This is a genomic window from Litorivita sp. NS0012-18 (assembly GCF_040371945.1).
In the GTDB taxonomy this organism is placed as follows: Bacteria; Pseudomonadota; Alphaproteobacteria; order Rhodobacterales; family Rhodobacteraceae; genus Litorivita.
The window spans coordinates 1,974,529-1,995,088 of the sequence record NZ_BAABWS010000001.1 but is presented as its reverse complement, the minus strand read 5'-3'; the positions used below and the strand labels follow the sequence as shown (position 1 = coordinate 1,995,088).

The following is a 20,560-nucleotide window of genomic DNA, read 5'->3' as shown; positions in this document are numbered from 1 at the left end:
TGCAAAAGCGGCATTTCTTTGGCTTTCGCGGCGAGTTTCCGCGCCCTCAGGCGCTAACATCCCAATAAAATAAGGGGTATATGCCTTGCGCAAAATTTGACCAAAGCTGGTTTTTTCTCGCGCGGGCAGCGTTTTTGCCCCGAAATCCGCCGCACGCGGGGCGCAATCCGACTCGGAATCCCCCGCGCAATCAGCTTCACCGTGCAGCCGCAGCATCAGCCTGTCGCAAGGGGTGAGTTGAGGGCGGAATCACCGCGTTTTGCGAGTCGTTTTGCGGCCATCCCGCTCCTGCGCCCACCCCAAAGCGATGCGCGGGTTACAGGCACGCGTGCGCGAGGGCGCAGATGCCTGCGGGAACAGGCGACAGGTGCGCTTGACATACCCAAGTGTTTAAGTCAGGTAAATATTCATCCAGCCACCGCGCAAGCGCAGCCACCTGACCCCTTTCCAGTTCGGAGCCACACTCATGATGATCCCTTCCCGTCGCCCGTTGGCGCGTGCCGCCTTTGCCGCTGCCCTTGGCCTTGCCCCTGTCGCCGCGAGCGCGCAAACCGCGCCAAGCAGCGCCGCCGTCGCCCAGACCTATGCCGATATCGCCGCCGCCAGCTATGAAGACAGCCTGCTGACCGCGCAGGCTTTGGAGGCCGCGGTGCAGGCCCTGATCGCCGCGCCCTCCGCCGAGGCGCTACAAACAGCACGCGCTGCATGGCTCGCCGCGCGCGTGCCCTACCAGCAAACAGAGGTCTTTCGTTTTGGCAACGCCTTGGTCGATGATTGGGAGGGCAAGGTGAATGCATGGCCGCTCGACGAGGGGCTGATCGATTATGTTGACGCCAGCTATGGCGGGGCCAGCGACGAGAACGCGCTTGGCGGTCTCAATGTCATTGCCACGCCGCGCTTCACGCTCTCGGGCAAAGAGGTCGATGCGACAGATATCACGCCTGCCTTTTTGGCGCAGACATTGCACGAAGCGGACGGGATCGAGGCCAATGTCGCCACCGGATACCATGCCATCGAGTTTTTGCTCTGGGGCCAAGACCTGAACGGGCATGGCGCGGGAGCGGGCGCGCGCCCGTGGACGGATTACGCCAAAGGCGAGGCCTGCACCCATGCGCCCTGTGACCGGCGCGGTGCCTATCTTGCCGCCGCGGCGCAGCTGCTCGTTTCGGATCTGACCTATATGGCCGAGGCGTGGAAAGAGAGCGGCGCAGCGCGCGCGGCTTTGGGCACCGGCGAGGCTGCCTTGGCTGCGATGCTGACGGGTATGGGATCGCTGTCTTACGGCGAGCAGGCGGGCGAGCGGATGCGCCTTGGCGTGATGCTCAATGACCCCGAAGAAGAGCATGACTGCTTTTCGGACAACACCCACAACAGCCACTATTACGACGGGATGGGCGTGCAGAACGTCTATACCGGTCAATATGTGCGCGCCGACGGGCGTTTGGTGAGCGGCGCATCGCTTTCGGATCTGGTGCGCGCCGCCGATCCGGCGCTGGACGCCGAGATGCAGGCCAAGCTCTCGACCACCATGCGCAATCTGGGCCGGATCAAAACTGCCGCCGAGGCGGGCTTTGCCTATGACCGGATGCTCGAGCGCGGCAATGCGGCGGGCGAGGCCTTGATCATGGGCGGGGTGGACGCCTTGGTCGATCAGACCCGCTCGATCGAGCGCGTGGTCAGCGTTCTGGGTCTGGACAACATTGCCTTTGAAGGCTCCGACAGCCTCGACAATCCGAACGCGGTTTTCGAGTGATCAATGCGCCGCGCCACGCGGCATAAGGAGAATACCATGACGGCCCCGCGCCAGATGCCCCGCCGGATGCGCCATGCGCTCCAAGCCACGCCTGCTTTGGGCCTTACGCTTTTCTCTCTCGGTCTTGCCGCTTTCGCGGGCGGCAAGGCCTTTGCGCAGGGCGCTGCGCAGGACCATCAGCAGGGGCATCGCCTGCCCCCTGCTCTCTATCAAGCCGCCAGCGGCGATCCGCATCTTGATGCCATCCCTCGCACAGCCGCCGAGGCGGCGCGCATTGCCAAGGTCACCGCGTGGCCCGAGGATTTCACCAAAGCGCAAAGCTTTGAGCAAAACCCTGCGGGCGCGGCGACGGTGCGCGCGCGCAAGGATGCCGATGCCTTCTCGCAACCCTCTGCCAATATGCCCTTCGAGAGCGAGATGCGGTTCAAGCTTGGCAACGGGCTGTTTCGCAAACTCTGGGTCGCCTCGCCCGCGTCGACGCTGGCCTCTGACGGGCTTGGCCCGCTCTATAATGCACGCGGCTGCCAGCGATGCCATCTCAAGGACGGGCGCGGCCATGTGCCCGAAGGACCGGATGATTTGGCAACCTCGATGTTCTTGCGCATCGGTGTGCCGCTTTTGGCAGATGAGGCCGCCGCAGACCCGCAGGCGCGCGCCGCCGCGATCGAGGGGTATCTGGCCACCCGCGGCGATGCGACCTACGGCGGGCAGTTTCAGGATTTCGCCAGCACCGGCCTTGCGGGCGAAGGGCGGATGGGCATCACCTATAGCGAAGAAACTGTTGCTCTGGGCGGCGGCGAAACCGTCTCGCTGCGCCGCCCTGTATATAAAGTATCCGATCTGCGCTACGGCGCGATGGAGCCGCGCGCGCAGATCAGCCCGCGCGTGGCGCCGCAAATGATCGGGCTTGGCCTCATCGAGGCGATCCCCGCTGCCGACATTCTGGCGCTGGCCGACCCCGACGATGCCGACGGCGACGGGATATCGGGCCGCCCCAATGTGGTATGGTCGGCGCAGTTTGATCGCCCGATGCTGGGCCGGTTCGGCCTCAAGGCGGGCAAACCCACGGTGCGCGAACAATCGGCCGCCGCCTTTGCGGGCGACATGGGCCTGTCGACCTCTTTGCACCCCGATCCATGGGGCGATTGCACGGCGGCGCAGGCCGCCTGCCGCGCAGCGCCGCATGGCGACAAGGATGCGCGCGTCTTTGAGGTGGATGACGCGGCGCTTGATCTTGTGACCTTCTACAGCCGCAATCTTGCGGTGCCCGCGCGGGTGGATGCGGGCGATCCGCAGGTCCTGCGCGGTAAGAAGGTGTTTTTCGAGATCGGCTGCGCCTCCTGTCATGCGCCGCGTTTTGTCACGCACCGATTGCGCGACCAGCCCGAGCAAAGCTTCCAACTCATCGCGCCCTATAGCGATTTTTTGCTCCATGATATGGGCGAGGGATTGGCCGATGGCCTGCCCGAAGCGCGCGCGGCAGGGCACGAATGGCGCACCGCCCCCCTGTGGGGCATCGGCAAGACAGCGCAAGTCAGCGGCCACACCCAATTCTTGCATGACGGGCGCGCGCGCTCGCTGCTAGAGGCCGTGGTTTGGCATGGCGGCGAAGCCGCACCTGCGCGCGATGCGGTTGTCGCCTTGCCCCCCGAGGCGCGCGCCGATCTGATCCGTTTTCTGGAGAGCCTGTAATGACGACCATCCCCCGCCTGCCTTTCACCGCGACCATCGCCGCGCTTGGCCTTGCCCTGAGTTTTTCCCACGCCCCCGCGCAGGCCCAAGAGGCCCCACCGCCGCTGGCGAGCGAGGCCGAGCAGGCGCAGATCGTGGCAGATGTGATCGACGGCCACATCTTGCCGCGCTTTGAGGCCTTGGCGCAAACGAGCGCCCATCTGGCCGAGGTCGCGCAAAGCCACTGCACCCTTGCAGATGGCGCGCCCGATGCGCCGCTGCCCGCCGCATTCGGCGCGGCGTCCGACGCATGGATCGCCGCCAGCCACCTGCGCTTTGGCCCAAGCGAGACCGACACGCGCGCTTTTGCCTTGGCCTATTGGCCCGACACGCGCGGCGCGACGATCCGCAGCCTGACGGCGATGATCGCTTCCGAAGATCCGGTCGCCTATGATCCCGCCGCCTACGGCGAGGTCTCGATTGCGGCGCGCGGATTTTATGCGATGGAAGCCTTGCTTTATCATGACACCCTTGCGGGGGCGGGGCAGACCGATTACCGCTGCGCGCTTTTGCGCGCCATGACCCGTGACAGCGCGGGTACCGCCGCCGCGATCCTTGCCGATTGGCAAAGCCCGTATCGCGCGCAGATGCTTGAAGACGGGCCGCTTTATCGCAATCGCGGCGAAGCCGTGCAGGTGCTTTATAAGGTGCTCAACGAAGGGTTGGAATTTACCGCCGACACGCGGCTTGGCCGCCCGCTTGGCACGTTCGAGCGCCCGCGCCCCAAACGCGCCGAAGCATGGCGCGCGGGTCGGTCGTTGCGCCATGTGATGATCAGCGCGCAAAACCTCAGGGATTTGTCGCTGCGTCTGGCGGCAGGCGCGCCGAAGGTGCGCGACGGTCTGCAGGCGGGGTTTGATCAGGCGCTCTTGATTGGGGCCGAGTTGAATGATCCCGTTTTCGCCGGTGTCAGCGATCCGACCGGACGGCTCAAGGTCGAAATATTGCAGCAATCCTTGCGCGGTGCGCGCGGCATTGTGCGCGGCTTGCTGGGTCCTCGTCTCGGGGTCGCGGCGGGTTTTAACGCCCTCGACGGAGACTGAAAGCCGATGGACAAGACCACACGCCGCAGCTTTCTCACGGGTCTGGCGGCAAGCACCCTGACCCCCGCGCCCAGTTGGGCCGATGCGGGCAGCCCCGCGTTTTTGTCCGCCGCGCGGCTGGCTCAAGATCGCTATGCGCTTTGCGGGATGGACGCGCGCGGGCGGCTTTTGTTTCAACTGCCCCTGCCCGCGCGTGGACACGCCGCCGCCGCACATCCTCAGCGCCCCGAAGTCGTGGGCTTTGCCCGCCGCCCGGGAAATTTTGCCTATGTCATCGATTGCGCGCGCGGCGCTGTGAGCGCCGAGCTCACCGCGCCCGAGGGCTATCATTTCTACGGCCACGGGGTCTTTTCGCAAGACGCGCGGCGGCTCTTTACCACCGAGAATGATTTTGAAACCGCGCGCGGGATGATCGGCGTGTGGGATGTGCGCGCCGGATACCGGCGCATCGGCACGTTCGAGAGCGGCGGGATTGGCCCGCATGAAATCATCCGCCTGCCGCAAACCGACACTTTGGTAGTTGCCAACGGCGGGATCGAAACCCATCCCGATGCGGGGCGCGCCAAGCTCAACCTTGCCACCATGGCCCCGAACTTGGCGTATATCTCCGAGGCAGGCAGGATGCTTGAACAGGTCTCGCTGCCGCAGGGGCTGCATCAAAACTCGATCCGCCATATCGATGTCGCCGCATCCGGACCCTTGGCAGGGACGGTGGCCATCGGATTGCAATGGCAAGGCGATATGGCGCAAGTGCCGCCCGTTGTGGCTTTGCACCGGCGCGGCGGCGCACTGAGGCTGCTCGACGCGGGGGCGCAGGTGCATCGCGATGCGCAGGGTTATATCGGATCGATTGCCTTTGACCACGATGGCCGCTCGTTTGCCGCCACCTGCCCGCGCGCAGGTTTCGTGCTCTTGTTTGATGCCATAACGGGGGCGCCGCGCAGCAAGATTGCCGCTCCTGACGCTTGCGGCGTGACCCGCGGCGCGGATGGGTTGATGGTAACCTGTGGCACGGGTGGGGTAAGGTTTTTGTCCTCGCGGACGGGGCGTTCGCATTCGCTCGCCCAACACAATCTATCCTTCGACAACCATCTCGTGCGCCTCTAGAAGCCAGCGAACAAATCCGTCTTTACCTTAAAAAAATGTGCATCGCTTAGGCCTAGGAGAGATATTTCTCTTCTAGGCCCACTGCATGGCGATTTATACCGTTACAACAGCCAACTGGAACGATCCGGCATTCTGGTCCGCCATCAGCGAGGCCTCAAGCGGGCACGAGCTTGATTTCTCGGGGCTTCCTGCGGGGTATTCGGTCGATTTCGACCCCGCCACGGGCCGCATCATCCTCTCGGACGGGGCCACAAGCTTTACCGTCGGCGAGGCAGGATATGGCGGGGCCTCGGATGCGACGCTCGGCGGGTCGACCTTGCTGGATTTCTTCACGCGCCTGAGCGGCAGTCAGGGCGATGACAACCTGCGCGGCAGCGCGGCGGCTGATACAATCTCGGGCGGCGGCGGCAACGATACGATCGCGGGCGGGGGCGGTGCCGATTCGCTGGACGGGGGCGCGGGCGACGACCGTTTCATCGTCGAGGACGGATTTGACAATGACACGATCCTTGGCGGCGCAGGCACCGATCATGTCGATCTTTCGGCGGTCACGGGCGGCGTTACGGTCGATTTTACCGCCCCCGAAGACGGCACCATCACGGGTGGCGTGGATACGATTTCCTTTGACGGGGTCGAGAGCCTGACGCTGACCTCGAGTTCGGATTTTCTGACGGCGGGGGCGGATACGGGCGGGCATTATGCCGAAGGGCTTGGCGGCAGCGATACGCTTTGGGGCGGGCTGGGTGACGATACCTATTCTGGCGGGTCCGGCGGAGACGAGATTTACGGCGATGCCGGCAATGACCTGATCTATGGCGACAGCGGCAATGATGATCTTGGCGGGGATGACGGCAACGATACGGTTTCAGGCGGCTCGGGCGACGACTATGCGCAGGGCGGCGCAGGCGACGATATCGTCTATGGGGGCTTGGGCGTCGATACCCTTCATGGCGATGGCGGCGATGACACGCTGGTCGGCGGCGACGGCAATGACCGGCTGACCGGCGGGGCCGGAAATGACACCTATGTCTTTGAATCGGGCGGCGACAACGACACGATCACCGATTTCGACATCGGCGATAGTGACGCCGACGGGGTCTACAATGACCAACTTGATGTCTCGCTGCTGACCAACGGGTCGGGCGGGCCAGTCAAACTGGGCGATGTGATCGTGGTCGATGACGGGTTGGGCAACGCCAAGTTGCTGTTTCCTGAAGGTGAGAGTGTTGTCCTTCTGGGGGTCACACCGGCGCAAATGTCGACAAAGGCCCAAAAGGTCGCGGCGGGCATCCCCTGTTTTGCCAGCGGCACGATGATCCGGACGGCGCGCGGCGAGGTGCCGGTCGAGAGGTTGCGCGCGGGCGATTTGGTGCAAACCAAAGACAACGGATTGCAGCCGGTTCTGTGGTCGACGATGCGCGTCGTGCGCGCTGCTGAGTTGGCCGAGAAGCGCGCGTTTCGTCCGGTCCTGCTCAAGGCGGGCGCCTTTGGCCAATCGCGTGATCTGATCTTGTCGCCGCAACACGGGGTAGTGCTTCGGGTGGATGGCGACGAACGGCTGGTGCGCCCCGCGCAATTGGTGCGGCAAGGACATGCAGGCGTCGAGGTCATCGAGACCTGCCGCGCCGTGATCTATGTGCATCTGTTTTTTGCGGCCCATCAGATCGTCTTTGCAAATGGCGTGGCCAGCGAAAGTTATTATCCTGGCCCGATGGCCATGGACGCGCTAGACGATCCGGCCTTGCACGAATTGCTGTCGCTCTTCCCCGATCTTGCCCATGCGCAGGCCTTGGAGGATGTCGCCCGCCACTATGGCGCCGCCGCGCGCCCCTATGCGCGCTGGCGCGATTTACCCGCGCGCCGGTTTTCGTTGTTTGCACAGCACTAATGCGCGCGCAAATACCCGGCGCAAGCGGCACTAAGCCCAAGATCACTGGTCAGGCCGCGAAAACTATGTTAGCGCTATCACGACTCATTCGACCTCAGGAGATCCCCATGCCCACAACTCTTGCCATCAACGGATTTGGCCGCATCGGACGCAGCGTGTTGCGCGCATGGATCGAAGCGTCGCGCGATGATGTGGAGATCGTCGCCATCAACGATCTGGCTCCGATCGAGACCAATGCCCATCTGCTCAGATACGACAGCGTGCATGGCCGGTTTAACGCCGAGGTCGAGGTTGACGGCGATGAGCTGGTGGTCAACGGGCGGCGCATCCGTGTTACTGCCGAGCGCGATCCGGCCAAGCTGCCTTGGGCGGGCGTCGATGTGGCGCTTGAATGCACAGGGCTTTTCACCGCGCGCGACAAGGCGGCGGCGCATTTGCAAAACGGATCGGGCAAGGTTTTGATTTCTGCGCCCGGTGAAGGCGCGGATAAAACCATCGTCTTCGGCGTCAATGACGACACGCTCACGGGCGAGGACCGCGTGGTCTCGAACGCCTCTTGCACCACCAATTGCCTTGCGCCACTCGCCAAGGTTCTTGACGACGCGTTCGGGATCGAGACCGGATATATGACCACGGTGCACAGCTATACCGGCGATCAACCGACGCTGGATACGGCGCATAAAGACCTCTACCGCGCGCGCGGTGCGGCGCTGTCGATGATACCGACCTCGACGGGCGCGGCGCGGGCGGTGAGCCTCGTCTTGCCGCATCTGAAGGGCAAGCTTGACGGCTCTGCCATCCGCGTTCCGACGCCGAATGTGTCGGTGATCGATCTGACCTTCATGCCGCGCAAGCCCGCCACCGCCGAGACGGTCAATGCCGCCATTCGCGCCGCGGCTGAACACGGGCCGCTGGCGGGAATTTTGGGCATCAGCGATGCGCCTTTGGTCTCCAGCGACTTCAACCACGATCCGCACAGCTCGGTCTTTGCCGAGGCACAAACCAAGGTCACCGAAGGCGGGATGGTGCGGGTGCTGAGCTGGTATGACAATGAATGGGGTTTTTCGAACCGTATGCTCGACACCGCAGCAGTCCTTGCCGCCGCAGGCCGGTCGGCGCGCGCCGCAGCCTAGAGCGGCGCACGAGCGGATTGGAAAGCCCGATACGTCGCGGCGCGCGGGCTAAAGCTTGGGGGCCAGCATCCCCGACAGATCGCCCAAAATCGGGCAATCGGGGCGGTGATCGCCGCTGCAGGCATGCACCAGATCGGACAGCGTGTCTTGCATCGACTGCAACTGCGCGATCTTGCCTTCGATCCGCTGCAGGTGCTCATGCGCGATGCGTTTGACATCGGCGCTGGCGCGCTCGGCGTCCTCGTAGAGCGCCAGAAGGTTGCGGCAATCCTCGATGGCAAAGCCCAAGGCGCGCGCGCGGCCGATAAAGGCCAGCTTGTGCAGGTCTTGCGCATCAAAGTCGCGATAGCCATTGGCGCTGCGCTTGGGTTTGATCAATCCGATATCTTCGTAATAGCGGATGGTCTTCGCCGGCAGACCGGACTTCTCGGCGGTTTCTCCGATGTTCATCTAGGCCTCCTTTTGCTGGGCAGGCTCGCCCTCGTGAAACATACGACGCTCGGCCAATCGCGGCGCCAGCGCGCGCAAGCGCAGCGCATTGGTCAGAACGAAAACCGAGCTAAAGGCCATCGCCCCCGCGCCCAGCATCGGTGACAGGCTCACCCCGAATGCCGGATAGAGCACACCGGCGGCGACAGGGATCAAAGCGACGTTATAGGCAAAGGCCCAAAACAGGTTCTGCCGGATATTTCGCATGGTCCGGCGCGACAGATCAAGGGCGTTGACCGCCCCGACCGGATCGCCAGAGGCCAAAACAACGTCGGCGCTCTCGATCGCCACATCGGTGCCCGTGCCGATGGCCAAACCGACCTCGGCCTCGGCCAAGGCGGGCGCATCGTTGATGCCGTCTCCGGTAAAGCCGACCGCGCCAAATTGCCCGCGCAGTCGCTTGATCGCGGCGGCTTTGTCTTCGGGGCGCACCTCGGCTTCGACATGATCGATGCCCAGCAGTTTTGCAACGGCCTCGGCGGAGGCTTTGGCGTCGCCAGTGATCATCGCCACTTTGATGCCGCTGCTGTGTAGCGCATTGATCGCCGCCGCAGCGGAGGCTTTGGGCGCATCGGCCACGGACATCAGCGCCGCCAATGTCCCGTCGATGGCCACCAAAAGCGCGCTGGCGCCGCTTTGCGCGATTTGCTGCAATTCATCCGCAAAGACCGACGTATCCAGCCCCGCTTCGGTCATCATCCGCACCGATCCGATGCGCATTTCGCGGCCCTCGACGCGGGCCTCGATCCCTGCGCCGATGAGGGCGCGAAAGCCCTCGGCTTCGGGCAAGGGCACATCCCCCGCCGCCCGCAAGACCGCCTTGGCCACCGGATGCTCCGATCCGCTTTCCGCCGCCGCCGCGAGGCGCAAGACTTCGGCGCGGTCAAATCCGGCGGCGCAATATGTCGCGCGCACCTGCGGTCGGCCCTCGGTCAGCGTGCCGGTTTTGTCAAAGGCCATCACCTTGATATCGCTGAGCCGCTGCAGCGCATCGCCTTTGCGAAACAGAACCCCAAGCTGCGCCGCGCGCCCTGTGCCGACCATGATCGAGGTGGGCGTGGCAAGCCCCATCGCGCAGGGGCAGGCGATGATCAACACTGACACGCCCGCCACCAAGGCAGAGCCGAGCGCCGGTGCGGGCGCAAAAACCATCCACGCCGCCACGGTGAGAATAGCGACCGCGATGACGGCGGGGACGAACACCCGCACCACGCGGTCGGCCAAGGCCTGCACCGGCAGTTTCGCGCCCTGTGCGCGCTCGACCATCGCGACGATCTTGGCCAAGGCCGTATCCACGCCCACGGCGGTCGCCTCATATTGCAAGCTGCCGTTGGTATTGATGCTGCCAGCGATGAGAGAGGCGCCGCGGGATTTTGCCACCGGAAGCGGCTCGCCGGTGATCATGCTTTCATCGACATAGCTTTCGCCCTCGCGCACCACGCCATCGACCGCCACCCGCTCTGCCGGACGCAGGCGCAGGAGGTCGCCAACCATGACCTGATCGAGCGGCACCGAGGTCCACACGCCGTCGCGGCGCGCTTCGGCCTCGTCAGGGCGCAGGTTGATCAGCGCGCGAATGGCCGCGCCCGCTTGGCCCTTGGCGCGCGCCTCAAGCCAGCGACCCAAGAGGATCAGCGCGATGATCACCGCTGCGGCCTCGAAATAGACCTCCGCCGCGCCCTCGGGCAAAACCGCAGGGGCAAAAAGCGAGACCACCGAAAACGCATAGGCCGCCCCCGCGCCCAGCGCCACAAGGCTGTTCATATCCGGCGCGCCTTTGAACAGCGCAGGTATCCCGCGGGTGAAAAAGCCCGAGCCCGGCCAGAGGAAAATCAGCGTGGTCAAAATGAATTGCGCCGTCCAAAGCGGGCCTTGGCCGAAAATCCCCACGAGCCAATGATGAAACGGCGGCACCAGATGCCCGCCCATTTCGGTGACAAACACCGGCAGCGTCAAGATCCCCGCGATAGCCGCCGCCCGCCCCGCACGGCGCTCTTCGGCCTGCCTGCGCGCGGCGCTGTCGCCTGCCGCGCCGCCGCCGGACGCCGCGCGCGGTGTCGCGGCATATCCCGCCGCTGTGATCACTGCGGCCAGTCGCGCGGGGTCATTTTGCCCCGCGAAATAGCGCACCCGCGCGCTGTCATCGGCGAAATTGACATGCGCCTCGATGACGCCCGATGCACCGCGCAAAGCTTGCTCGACGCGTCCGACGCAAGAGGCGCAGCTCATGCCCGTGATGTCGAAGACCACCTCCTCAACGCGCGCGGGGTATCCCGCCTTGCCGAGCGCCTCGGCCATACCTGCGTTGAGCGCCACCATATCCGTGCCCGATTGCGCGGTAACGGTGCCTTGCTCGGTTGCGAAATTGACCACCGCCCTTTGCACACCCGCCGTGGCGGCCAAGGCGCGTTCGGCGCGGCCCGCACAACCTGCGCAGCTCATGCCGTCGATGGCGATTGTAATCTCGGGGCCGCTTGGGGCGGTGGGGCTGAGGATGGCGGTATCGGACATTGCATTGGCCTATGCGGAGTGTTTCTCCGCAGCAGATAGTCCTTCCAGTCATGGGAAGGTCAAGGCCTGTTTGCGGATTTATCCGCCCCCGCCTATTTTGCCGTGCCCCAACCACCGCCTCCAGGGGTGCGCATGATGAATACCCCGCCTGCGGGCAGTTCGATCTCGGCATTGCCGCCCAGCGCCACCTGAGACCCCTCCGGCATCTGTGCAAGGTTTTCGCCCACGGCGCCCGCCCCGCCGCCCGCCCCGCCAAAGGGCGGCACGATCCGGTGCGAGCATAGCGTCGTCACCGTCACAGGCTCCAAGAACCGCAAGCGGCGCTCGGCCCCGTTGCCGCCGCGATGCGCGCCCGACCCGCCCGACTTGCGCCGGATGCCGAAATGCTCCAGCCGCACGGGAAAGCGTTTTTCCAAAATCTCGGGATCGGTCATGCGGGTGTTGGTCATATGGCTTTGCACCGCGTCGCAGCCGTCAAAATCCGGCCCCGCGCCGGTGCCGCCTGCGATGGTTTCATAGTTCTGGAACTGCGCGTTGCCCCAGATGAAATTATTCATCGTGCCTTGCGATCCCGCCATCACGCCCAGCACGCCATAAAGCGCATTGCAGGCCGCTTGGCTGACTTCGGTATTGCCCGCGATCACGGCGGCAGGATAGCGCGGGTTGAGCATCGTGCCTTCGGGCGCGATGATCTCAACCGGTTTGAGGCACCCCTCGTTGAGCGGGATATCCTTGCCGACCAATGTGCGAAACACATAGAGCACCACAGCGCGGCAAATCGCGAAAGGCGCGTTGTAATTGCCCGCGTCTTGCGCGCTGGTGCCGGTGAAATCGACCGTGGCGCGCCCTGCGGCGCGGTCCACACGCAGCGCGACCTTGATCTGCGCGCCGCTGTCCATCGGATAGGTGAATTCCCCATCCGGCAGATCGCAAAGCACCTGCCGCACCGAGGCTTCGGCGTTGTCTTGCACATGGCCCATATAGGCGGTGATCACATCGGCGCCGTAGCGCGCCGCGATCTGCAAAAGCGCGCGGCGTCCGGTTTCATTGGCGGCGATCTGCGCCTTCAGATCGGCGATATTTTGATCGGGATTGCGCGCGGGGTAGCGGGTCGAGGCCAGCACCGCGCGGGCCTCGGCTTCCAAAAATTGCCCGCCCTTCATCACTTGCATGTTATCGATGAGCACGCCTTCCTCGTCGATATGGCGGCTGTCGGGCGGGCCAGAGCCGGGAGTGCGGCCGCCGATATCGGCGTGATGCCCGCGGCTGCCCAGCCAATAGGCCGCGCGCCCCTCGGCAAAGACGGGCGTGACCACGGTGACATCGGGCAAATGCGTGCCGCCCGAGAAGGGCGAATTGAGCATAAATGCATCGCCCTCCACCGCATCGCGATTGCGGCGCATCACTTCTTTGATGCTGTCCGACATTGATCCCAAATGCACCGGCACATGGGGCGCATTGGCCACGAGATCGCCCTTGGCATCAAAGATCGCACAGGAGAAATCGAGCCGTTCCTTGATGTTGACCGACCAAGAGGTGTTGGCCAAGGTCGCGCCCATTTGATCCGCGACCGACATAAAGAGGTTGCTCATCACCTCGAGCAGCACCGGATCGGCCTTGGTTCCCGCCGCAGGCGCGCGCGCCGAGGCGGCAAGCCGCGTCAGGATCAGATTGCCCGCCGCGTCGGGTGCGGCCTGCCACCCCGCTTCGACGACATTTGTTCCCGTGGCTTCGGTGATGATGGCGGGGCCGGTGATCTGCACGCCTTGGCCGATGGTTTCGCGCGCATAAAGCGGCACCTCGCGCCACGCGCCGCCGGTATAGAGCGGCACCTGCGCGCGGGCTGCGCCGTCGCCCGTCGGCGCCACATTGTCCGGCACGTCGGGGGCGGTTCCGATTGCTTCGACGGCGAGCATATCGAACAGCACCGCGCGCTCTGGCGAGGCAAAGCCAAAGCGCCGACGGTGCACCGCCTCGAACGCCGCACGCATGGCATCGATGGTGCCGAAGGCCACCTCCAAAGATTGATGCGATCCGTCATACCGCAGATGCGCGCGCAAACGCAGGTCCGGCGCATCCCCGCCTTGCGCCTCGACCTCGGCGCGGGCCTCTTGCGCGATACGATCAAGCGCCGCGCGGGCCGCACCGATTGCGTCAAGCGGGCCGTCATGTTGCACCTCGCGCAGGGCGCGGATTTCGGCCAAACCCATGCCGTAGGCCGACAAGACCCCCGCATGAGGGTGCAACATCACCCGCCGCATGCCCAGCGCATCCGCCACAAGGCAGGCATGTTGCCCGCCCGCGCCGCCAAAGCATTGCAAGGCATAGCCCGTCACGTCATGGCCGCGCTCGACCGATATTTTCTTGATCGCATTGGCCATATTATCGACTGCGATCTGCAAAAAGCCCGTGGCGATATCTTCGGGGCGCATCGGGGCCGCGCCCGTGGCGGCGGCGACCTCTTGGGCGAGGCGCGCAAAGCCCGCGCGCACGGCATCCGCATCCAAGGGTTGATCGCCGCTCGGGCCAAAGACGGGCGGGAAATGATCGGGGTTCAATTTGCCCAGCATAACGTTGCAATCGGTCACGGTCAGCGGCCCGCCGCGCCGGTAGCAGGCCGGACCAGGATCGGCGCCCGCGCTTTGCGGCCCGACTTGGAAGCGCCCGTCGCGGAAGCTGCAAATCGAGCCGCCCCCTGCGGCCACGGTGTGAATATCCATCATCGGGGCGCGCATGCGCACACCCGCGACCTCGGTCTCGAAGCTGCGTTCATAGGCTCCGGCGTAATGGCTGACATCCGTCGAGGTGCCGCCCATATCAAAGCCAATGAGCTGCGCGTAACCCGCCGCCTTTGCGGTTTTGACCATTCCGACAATGCCGCCCGCAGGACCGGATAGGATCGCATCGCGCCCCTGAAAGCGCCCCGCATCCGTCAACCCGCCGCTTGATTGCATGAACATCAACCGCTCGCAGGCACGGCCAAGGTCCAAGGCACCTGCCACCTGATCCACATAGCGGCGCAGAACGGGCGACAAATAGGCATCCACCACCGTGGTATCGCCGCGCCCGACCAGTTTGGCGAGGCGAGAGACCTCGTGCGAGGTGGAAATCTGGGTATAGCCGATGTCGGCGGCGATCTGTGCGGCGCGCAATTCATGTACGGGGCTGAGGTATCCATGCAGCCCCGCAATGGCGATGGCGCGAATACCACTGTCAAAGCCTGCCTGCAGATCGGCGCGCAAGGCCGCCTCGTCCAAGGGGCGCAAGACCGCACCCTCGGCATCGAGCCGTTCGTCCATTTCTACAACCCGCTCATAGAGCAGTTCGGGCCGCTTGATCTTCAGATCAAACAGGCGCGGGCGTGTTTGATAGCCGATCTGCAACAGATCGCCAAACCCTTTGGTGATTACCAGCAAGACCCGCTCGCCTTTGCGTTCAAGCAAGGCATTGGTGGCCACGGTGGTGCCCATTTTCACATGGGCAATGGAGCCCTTCGCAAAGGGCGCATCGGCCGTCATACCCATCAGATCACGAATGCCTTGCACCGCGGCGTCTTGGTAGCGTTCGGGATTTTCCGACAGGACTTTATGCGTCACGATTGCCCCATCGGGACGGCGTGCGACGATATCGGTAAAGGTGCCGCCACGGTCGATCCAGAATTGCCAAGCGGGCCGGACCTGCGCCGCGCGGTCTTCATCCGTCGTTGAGGTGGAGCGGTCGGTCATGAGAGGGGGCCTCTTGGGATTGGGGCGCTTGGGCGGGGGTGGCGGGCATCGCGCTTGCGGGTCGCTCGGCAAAATGATCCGCCCGCGCAAGCAATGTCAACGCACCCGCGGCTCCTTTGCACAAGTTTCGCCGCCGCGACGCGCTTGGATTTATTCTCGTCTCGCCCTTCGCCGATGTAGGCACTGGATCGAACTGGATTAATGCACGCTGCGGCGCGGATGTGAACGCCGATCATGGCCGAGAATCTCGTGGGTGCCATCGACGGCATATCCCTCGTCTTGCTCAGCAGTTTTCAACCTTTGCCCCGATACCTTCGGTTTCGTGATCGCAGGCCCTTTACATATTATATTTTCTGAATATATAAAATCAAAGCCTGCCCCCAGCTTCACCGGTGCGGCCCGCCCCGTGCCAAGGAGACCCAATGAAACACCTGCTCCCCAATCGCGCCCAGCTAGAACGGCACTTGCCGATCCTGCAATGGGGCAAATCCTATGATCGCGAGACGCTGACCTCGGATGCGGTGGCGGCAGTGATTGTGACGATCATGTTGATCCCGCAATCTTTGGCCTATGCGCTTTTGGCGGGGCTTCCGGCGCAGATGGGGCTTTATGCGTCGATCCTGCCCTTGGTGGCCTATGCGATCTTTGGCACCAGCCGCGCGCTGGCCGTGGGTCCGGTGGCGGTCGTGTCGTTGATGACGGCGGCGAGCGTCGGGAATATGGCGCTGCAAGGCACGGCGGAATACGCATTGGCGGCGGTGACTTTGGCCTTTCTCTCGGGGCTGATCCTGTTGGTCCTCGGTATCTTTCGCCTTGGGTTCTTGGCCAATTTTCTGTCGCATCCGGTGATCGCGGGTTTCATCACCGCCTCGGGCGTGTTGATCGCCACCTCGCAGCTCAAACATATCTTTGGCATCGATGCCCATGGCCATAACCTGATCCAGCTTATCGGCTCGCTGTTGGAAAACCTCTCGACCACCAATTTCATCACCCTTTTCATCGGGCTTGGCACCGTGGGCTTCCTGTTTTGGGTGCGCAAGGGATTGAAGCCCTTGCTGCTCTCGACAGGGATGCAGCCGCGATTGGCCGATATCTTGGCCAAGGCGGGGCCGGTGGGCGCCGTGGTCGTGACGACTTTGGCCGTGTGGCTCTTCAACCTCGAAAACCACGGCGTCAAAATCGTCGGTGATGTGCCGCGCGGATTGCCGCCTTTGACCGCGCCCAGCTTTGATCTGGAAATCTGGGGGCAGTTGTTCGTGGCTGCGGTGCTGATCTCGATCATCGGCTTTGTCGAATCCGTCTCGGTCGCGCAAACCTTGGCCGCGAAAAAACGCCAGCGCATCGTGCCGGACCAAGAGCTTGTCGGGCTTGGCGCCTCCAATATCGCGGCGGCGTTGTCGGGCGGCTATCCGGTGACGGGCGGATTTGCGCGCTCTGTCGTGAACTTTGACGCGGGCGCACAGACCCCCGCCGCAGGGGCCTTTACCGCCATCGGCATCGCGCTGGCCGCGCTTTTGCTCACGCCCTTGCTGTTCTTTCTCCCCAAAGCGACGCTTGCCGCGACGATCATCGTGGCCGTGTTGTCCTTGGTCGATTTCTCGATCCTGACGAAAACATGGGGCTACTCGCGGGTCGATTTCGCCGCGGTTTTCGCCACGATTTTCCTCACGCTGACCTTCGGCGTCGAGGTCGGGGTTTCGACCGGCGTGGCGCTGTCGATCCTGATGTTCCTTTATAAAACCTCGCGGCCCCATATTGCCGAGGTCGGCCTCGTTCCGGGGACCCAACATTTTCGCAATATCAAACGGCACAGGGTCGAAACCCACCCCGAGGTTCTGACCATCCGCATTGACGAGAGCCTCTATTTCGCCAATGCGCGCTTCTTGGAGGATTACATTTACGACCGCGTCGTCTGCGAACAGCCGCTCAAACATGTGGTCTTGATGTGCTCGGCGGTGAACGAGATCGACATGAGCGCGCTTGAAAGCCTCGAAGAGATCAATCACCGGCTGGACGGAATGGGCATCAAGCTGCACCTGTCCGAGGTCAAAGGTCCCGTGATGGACAAACTCAAGCGCAGCCATTTCCTCGGCGATCTGACGGGGCAGGTGTTTTTGGCGCAATATGATGCGGCCGTGGCTTTGACCCCGAAATCCGTGGTGCCCCCCGCCGCCTAGGCACGCGCGCCCGACCGCGCCGCGCCCTATTGATCTTGGCGCGCGGCGCGGCTAGCTGTGCCCCATGCAACGCCCTGCCTCCCCCTCTGCCGACTGGATCGGCCTTTTGCGCCACACCAACGGCACGCTGAGCGGATGGCGTTTCGCCGCGCGCAGCTGCACCGCCCGCGCTACGGCTCCTGATCTTGATGCGCTGCTGGAGGCTCTTGGCGCCGCGCGCGAAGCGCCGGCAATATTGGTCGATGACGGCGCGCATGATCTTGCCCCCCTGCCCTGCGCGATCCTGCCCGATCCGGCAGGTTTGGCGCAAAACGCGGCGCTTGACGCTTTGCAACAAGACAGCCCCGCCGCGATCCTGCCGCCGTCTGTGCGGTTGCAAATCGCCGGATTTCTGGCGCTCAACCCCGATTGGGACGGCGTGATGGTGGCGCTTTGCGACGGGCGCAGCCATTGGGTACATCTGAGCGCAGGCGAGGCGGTCAGCATGAGCAGCTTTCTCACCCCGATGCTGGCGGCGAACCTTGGCGCGCCTTTGGGCGGCGATGCGCCCGATCTACAGGCACTCGCGCGCAGCCAATCGCGCCCCGAAGCCCTCGCCGCGCATCTGTCGAGCGCCGATCTGACAGGCGACGGCGCAGCCATTGCAGGGCATCTTTTGGGCGCGGAACTCAGCGCCAGCAAGCCTTACTGGCTGGGTCAAAATCTGGCGCTGATCGCCCACAAGGAGGCGGCAAGCGCCTATCGGGCGGCTTTGGCGGCTCAGGGGTTGAGCGTCACGCAAACCGATCCTGACGCCATGGCGCAAAACGGGTTTGTTGCCCTGCGCTCGCTGCTGGGCGGCTGAGCCTGCTGCGGCCCGATCAGGCGCCCGCGCCTGCGCCGCTGCGCCGTCTGTGCGGGCCGAAGAGCGCCGCAAGCGCGAGGATCACCCCCGAGGCAACGGCAATCATTCCCGCCGCGCTAACCGCATTGTCATATCCCAGCCAAAGCGGCCCATAACCCGCAAGCACATAGCCGAGCAGCGCCGAAAGCGTGGCAAAAACCATGCTCCACGCGACTTGCCGGCCCAATTGGTTGGTCATCATCCGCGCGGCGGCGGGCGGGCAAATGAACATCGCAATGACGATGATCGAGCCGACCGCATCAAAGGCCGCCACCGCCGCCATGGCCGATACCGCGACCAGAGCCGCCCCAAGCGCACCAGTGCGCATGCCCAGCGTGCGGGCAAAGCCTTCGTCAAAGCTCGAGATTGCCAAGGGCCGCCAAAACAACGCGATAAACCCCGCCACGGCGAGCAAAACCGCCGCCATCCGCCCCAATTCGGGCGGCAAACCGCGCAGGGCCTGCGGGTCCAAAAGCGAGTGCCAGCCGAAAGCATCGAGCCAGATCAGGCTTTCGAGATTGCCGTAAAGCGCATGTTCCACATCAAGATGCACCGAGGAGGTATCGGATTGCTCGAGCAGCAAAACCCCGCCCGCGAACATGGTGGTGAAGACCACCCCCATCGCCGCACCCGGTTCGATTTGCCCGATGCGGCGCACCGCTTCGATCAAAAGCACTGCGACCAAAGCCGCCCCGCCCGCGCCAAGCATCATCGGCCATGTCGCCACCATGCCGGTCAGCAAGAACGCCGCGACAATCCCGGGCAAGACCACATGGCTGATCGCATCTCCGATCAAGGCCTGACGGCGCAGCACCAGAAAATTCCCCGGCAAGGCGCAGGCCATCGCCGCAAAACATCCGATCAACATCGGGGTCAAGGACAGGGGGACAAACTCGGCGCCGCTCATGCCGTGGCCTCCCACGCGCCTGCGCCAAGGCGCGCATCGATCTGGGCCATCTGATCGCGGGTGAGCACCGCGCTCACATCGGTCAGCCCGTCATATTGCGCCGCCGCGCTTTCCAATGCCGGATCGGCGCGCAAGACCTGCCAGCGCCGCTCGTCCAGCCGGATCGCCGCAGCAGCCGCCTCGCCCGCAGGGGTCGGCACACCGTCGGCGCGCAAAAGACCCTCGATGCGCAAAAGGCGCTGCGTGAGCGGCTCGTAAACGGGTTGGCCTTGGGCCAAGGCCAATAACCCTTGGCGCAGATGCACCGCGCGGTGGAATTTTTGCCGCCGCCGCATCGAGGCCAGAACCCCGCGTTCGGGCGCGACAAGCAAGGACAGCACAAAAATCGCGGAGCTGACCAAAACAATGATCGGCCCTGTGGGAAGGCTGGGCGCGGAGGCGGAAATCGCCGCGCCGATAAACCCCGACAACGCGCCGATCACCCCTGCCAAAGCGGCGACATGGCCTGCGCGCGCGCTCCAGAACCGCGCCGCCACCGGCGGGATGATCAACAGCGCCACGATCAAGATCAGCCCGACGATTTTCAGCCCGACCACCGTGACCGCCGTCACCAGCGCCATCATGGCAAAATCAATCCGCGCAAGCGGCCATCCCGCGCCCGCCGTATATTCGGGATCGAACGCCGCCAAGGTCATCGGGCGGCGCAACAGCGCTACGAGCAAAACCGCCACCGTGCCGCCGCCCGCGATCACCAATGCCTCGCTGCGCAGCATCCCTGCGGTGGCGCCCAATAGAAAGCTCTCCAATCCCGCTTGACGCCCCGCGCTCATGGTTTGGATCACGGTCAAAAGCACCACGCCAAAGCCGAAGAACACCGACAGAACCGCGCCGATACTGGCGTCTTCGGACAGGCGCGTGCGCTGGGTCAACCAGCCCACACACAAAAGCCCCAAGACCGCCGAGAGCGCCGAGCCGATCATCAACCCGACCAGAGAGCGCCCGTCGCCGCCAAGCGCCACCATGACCATAAAGGCGATCCCGACACCGGGCAGGGTGGCGTGGCTGATCGCATCGCTGACAAGCGCACGTTTGCGCAAGAACAAAAACGTACCCGTCACCCCTGCCGCCGCACCCAAAAGCGCCGCGCCGATGGCGACCAGCGTTGCGTTATACCCCATTTGCAGGCTCAGCGCCGCCAGCAGGTCCCCCATCG

The 20,560-nt window shown here is 64.2% G+C and carries 14 protein-coding genes; 8 read left to right on the top strand and 6 right to left on the bottom strand.

Going from position 1 to position 20,560, the window contains the following annotated elements; genetic code table 11:
* Positions 1-216, bottom strand: a 216-nt coding sequence (locus ABWV64_RS09560) for a hypothetical protein (protein WP_353344426.1), incomplete at its 3' end; no start/stop codon positions are given.
* Positions 217-466: 250 nt separating this feature from the next.
* Here ABWV64_RS09560 and ABWV64_RS09555 point away from each other — a divergent pair.
* The 6 genes from ABWV64_RS09555 to gap all read left to right on the top strand — a co-directional run bounded on the left by ABWV64_RS09555 (position 467) and on the right by gap (position 8,655).
* Complete coding sequence (locus ABWV64_RS09555) at positions 467-1,753, top strand: imelysin family protein (protein WP_353344424.1); 1,287 nt, start codon at positions 467-469, stop codon at positions 1,751-1,753.
* A 36-nt stretch (positions 1,754-1,789) separates the two neighbouring features.
* The gene (locus ABWV64_RS09550) at positions 1,790-3,445 is read left to right on the top strand and encodes a di-heme oxidoreductase family protein (RefSeq protein ID WP_353344422.1); all 1,656 of its coding nucleotides are present in this window, start codon (positions 1,790-1,792) and stop codon (positions 3,443-3,445) included.
* Positions 3,445-4,527 (top strand): imelysin family protein, encoded by a 1,083-nt coding sequence (locus tag ABWV64_RS09545; protein ID WP_353344420.1) that lies wholly within the window; start codon positions 3,445-3,447, stop codon positions 4,525-4,527. Before ABWV64_RS09550 ends, ABWV64_RS09545 begins: the two co-directional genes overlap by 1 nt.
* A gap of 6 nt (positions 4,528-4,533) precedes the next feature.
* Positions 4,534-5,634, top strand: a complete 1,101-nt coding sequence (locus ABWV64_RS09540; protein ID WP_353344418.1) for a DUF1513 domain-containing protein — start codon at positions 4,534-4,536, stop codon at positions 5,632-5,634.
* Between the two features lie 85 nt (positions 5,635-5,719).
* Complete coding sequence (locus ABWV64_RS09535; protein WP_353344416.1) at positions 5,720-7,522, top strand: Hint domain-containing protein; 1,803 nt, start codon at positions 5,720-5,722, stop codon at positions 7,520-7,522.
* Between the two features lie 107 nt (positions 7,523-7,629).
* A complete protein-coding gene (gene gap, locus ABWV64_RS09530) occupies positions 7,630-8,655 on the top strand; it encodes a type I glyceraldehyde-3-phosphate dehydrogenase (protein WP_353344414.1) in 1,026 nt (341 codons plus the stop codon).
* Positions 8,656-8,703: 48 nt separating this feature from the next.
* Here the strand turns inward: gap and cueR are convergent, their stop codons facing one another.
* The 3 genes from cueR to ABWV64_RS09515 all read right to left on the bottom strand — a co-directional run bounded on the left by cueR (position 8,704) and on the right by ABWV64_RS09515 (position 15,380).
* The gene (cueR, locus tag ABWV64_RS09525) at positions 8,704-9,105 is read right to left on the bottom strand and encodes a Cu(I)-responsive transcriptional regulator (RefSeq protein WP_353344412.1); all 402 of its coding nucleotides are present in this window, start codon (positions 9,103-9,105) and stop codon (positions 8,704-8,706) included.
* A complete protein-coding gene (locus ABWV64_RS09520) occupies positions 9,106-11,655 on the bottom strand; it encodes a heavy metal translocating P-type ATPase (protein WP_353344410.1) in 2,550 nt (849 codons plus the stop codon). It abuts the gene before it with no gap.
* Positions 11,656-11,747: 92 nt separating this feature from the next.
* On the bottom strand, positions 11,748-15,380 hold the full coding sequence (locus tag ABWV64_RS09515; RefSeq protein WP_353344408.1) for a hydantoinase B/oxoprolinase family protein: 3,633 nt from the start codon (positions 15,378-15,380) through the stop codon (positions 11,748-11,750).
* A 422-nt stretch (positions 15,381-15,802) separates the two neighbouring features.
* Here ABWV64_RS09515 and ABWV64_RS09510 point away from each other — a divergent pair, with 422 nt between their 5' ends.
* Both ABWV64_RS09510 and ABWV64_RS09505 read left to right on the top strand, forming a co-directional pair.
* Positions 15,803-17,557: a SulP family inorganic anion transporter gene (locus ABWV64_RS09510; RefSeq protein WP_353344406.1), complete on the top strand. Its 1,755-nt coding sequence runs from the start codon at positions 15,803-15,805 to the stop codon at positions 17,555-17,557.
* Between the two features lie 64 nt (positions 17,558-17,621).
* Complete coding sequence (locus tag ABWV64_RS09505; protein WP_353344404.1) at positions 17,622-18,401, top strand: 2-dehydro-3-deoxygalactonokinase; 780 nt, start codon at positions 17,622-17,624, stop codon at positions 18,399-18,401.
* A 16-nt stretch (positions 18,402-18,417) separates the two neighbouring features.
* Here ABWV64_RS09505 and ABWV64_RS09500 read toward each other — a convergent pair whose 3' ends face one another.
* On the bottom strand, positions 18,418-19,347 hold the full coding sequence (locus ABWV64_RS09500; protein WP_353344402.1) for a metal ABC transporter permease: 930 nt from the start codon (positions 19,345-19,347) through the stop codon (positions 18,418-18,420).
* Positions 19,344-20,558, bottom strand: a complete 1,215-nt coding sequence (locus ABWV64_RS09495; protein WP_353344400.1) for a metal ABC transporter permease — start codon at positions 20,556-20,558, stop codon at positions 19,344-19,346. Before ABWV64_RS09495 ends, ABWV64_RS09500 begins: the two co-directional genes overlap by 4 nt.
* Positions 20,559-20,560 lie beyond the last annotated feature (2 nt).

Coding starts and splice junctions, on each gene's coding strand:
- ABWV64_RS09500 (WP_353344402.1), bottom strand. CDS start 19,347: ATGAGCGGCGCCGAGTTTGTCCCCCTGTCCTTGACCCCGATGTTGATC.
- ABWV64_RS09545 (WP_353344420.1), top strand. CDS start 3,445: ATGACGACCATCCCCCGCCTGCCTTTCACCGCGACCATCGCCGCGCTT.
- ABWV64_RS09495 (WP_353344400.1), bottom strand. CDS start 20,558: ATGGGGGACCTGCTGGCGGCGCTGAGCCTGCAAATGGGGTATAACGCA.
- ABWV64_RS09540 (WP_353344418.1), top strand. CDS start 4,534: ATGGACAAGACCACACGCCGCAGCTTTCTCACGGGTCTGGCGGCAAGC.
- ABWV64_RS09510 (WP_353344406.1), top strand. CDS start 15,803: ATGAAACACCTGCTCCCCAATCGCGCCCAGCTAGAACGGCACTTGCCG.
- ABWV64_RS09520 (WP_353344410.1), bottom strand. CDS start 11,655: ATGTCCGATACCGCCATCCTCAGCCCCACCGCCCCAAGCGGCCCCGAG.
- cueR (WP_353344412.1), bottom strand. CDS start 9,105: ATGAACATCGGAGAAACCGCCGAGAAGTCCGGTCTGCCGGCGAAGACC.
- ABWV64_RS09535 (WP_353344416.1), top strand. CDS start 5,720: ATGGCGATTTATACCGTTACAACAGCCAACTGGAACGATCCGGCATTC.
- ABWV64_RS09550 (WP_353344422.1), top strand. CDS start 1,790: ATGACGGCCCCGCGCCAGATGCCCCGCCGGATGCGCCATGCGCTCCAA.
- ABWV64_RS09505 (WP_353344404.1), top strand. CDS start 17,622: ATGCAACGCCCTGCCTCCCCCTCTGCCGACTGGATCGGCCTTTTGCGC.
- ABWV64_RS09555 (WP_353344424.1), top strand. CDS start 467: ATGATGATCCCTTCCCGTCGCCCGTTGGCGCGTGCCGCCTTTGCCGCT.
- gap (WP_353344414.1), top strand. CDS start 7,630: ATGCCCACAACTCTTGCCATCAACGGATTTGGCCGCATCGGACGCAGC.
- ABWV64_RS09515 (WP_353344408.1), bottom strand. CDS start 15,380: ATGACCGACCGCTCCACCTCAACGACGGATGAAGACCGCGCGGCGCAG.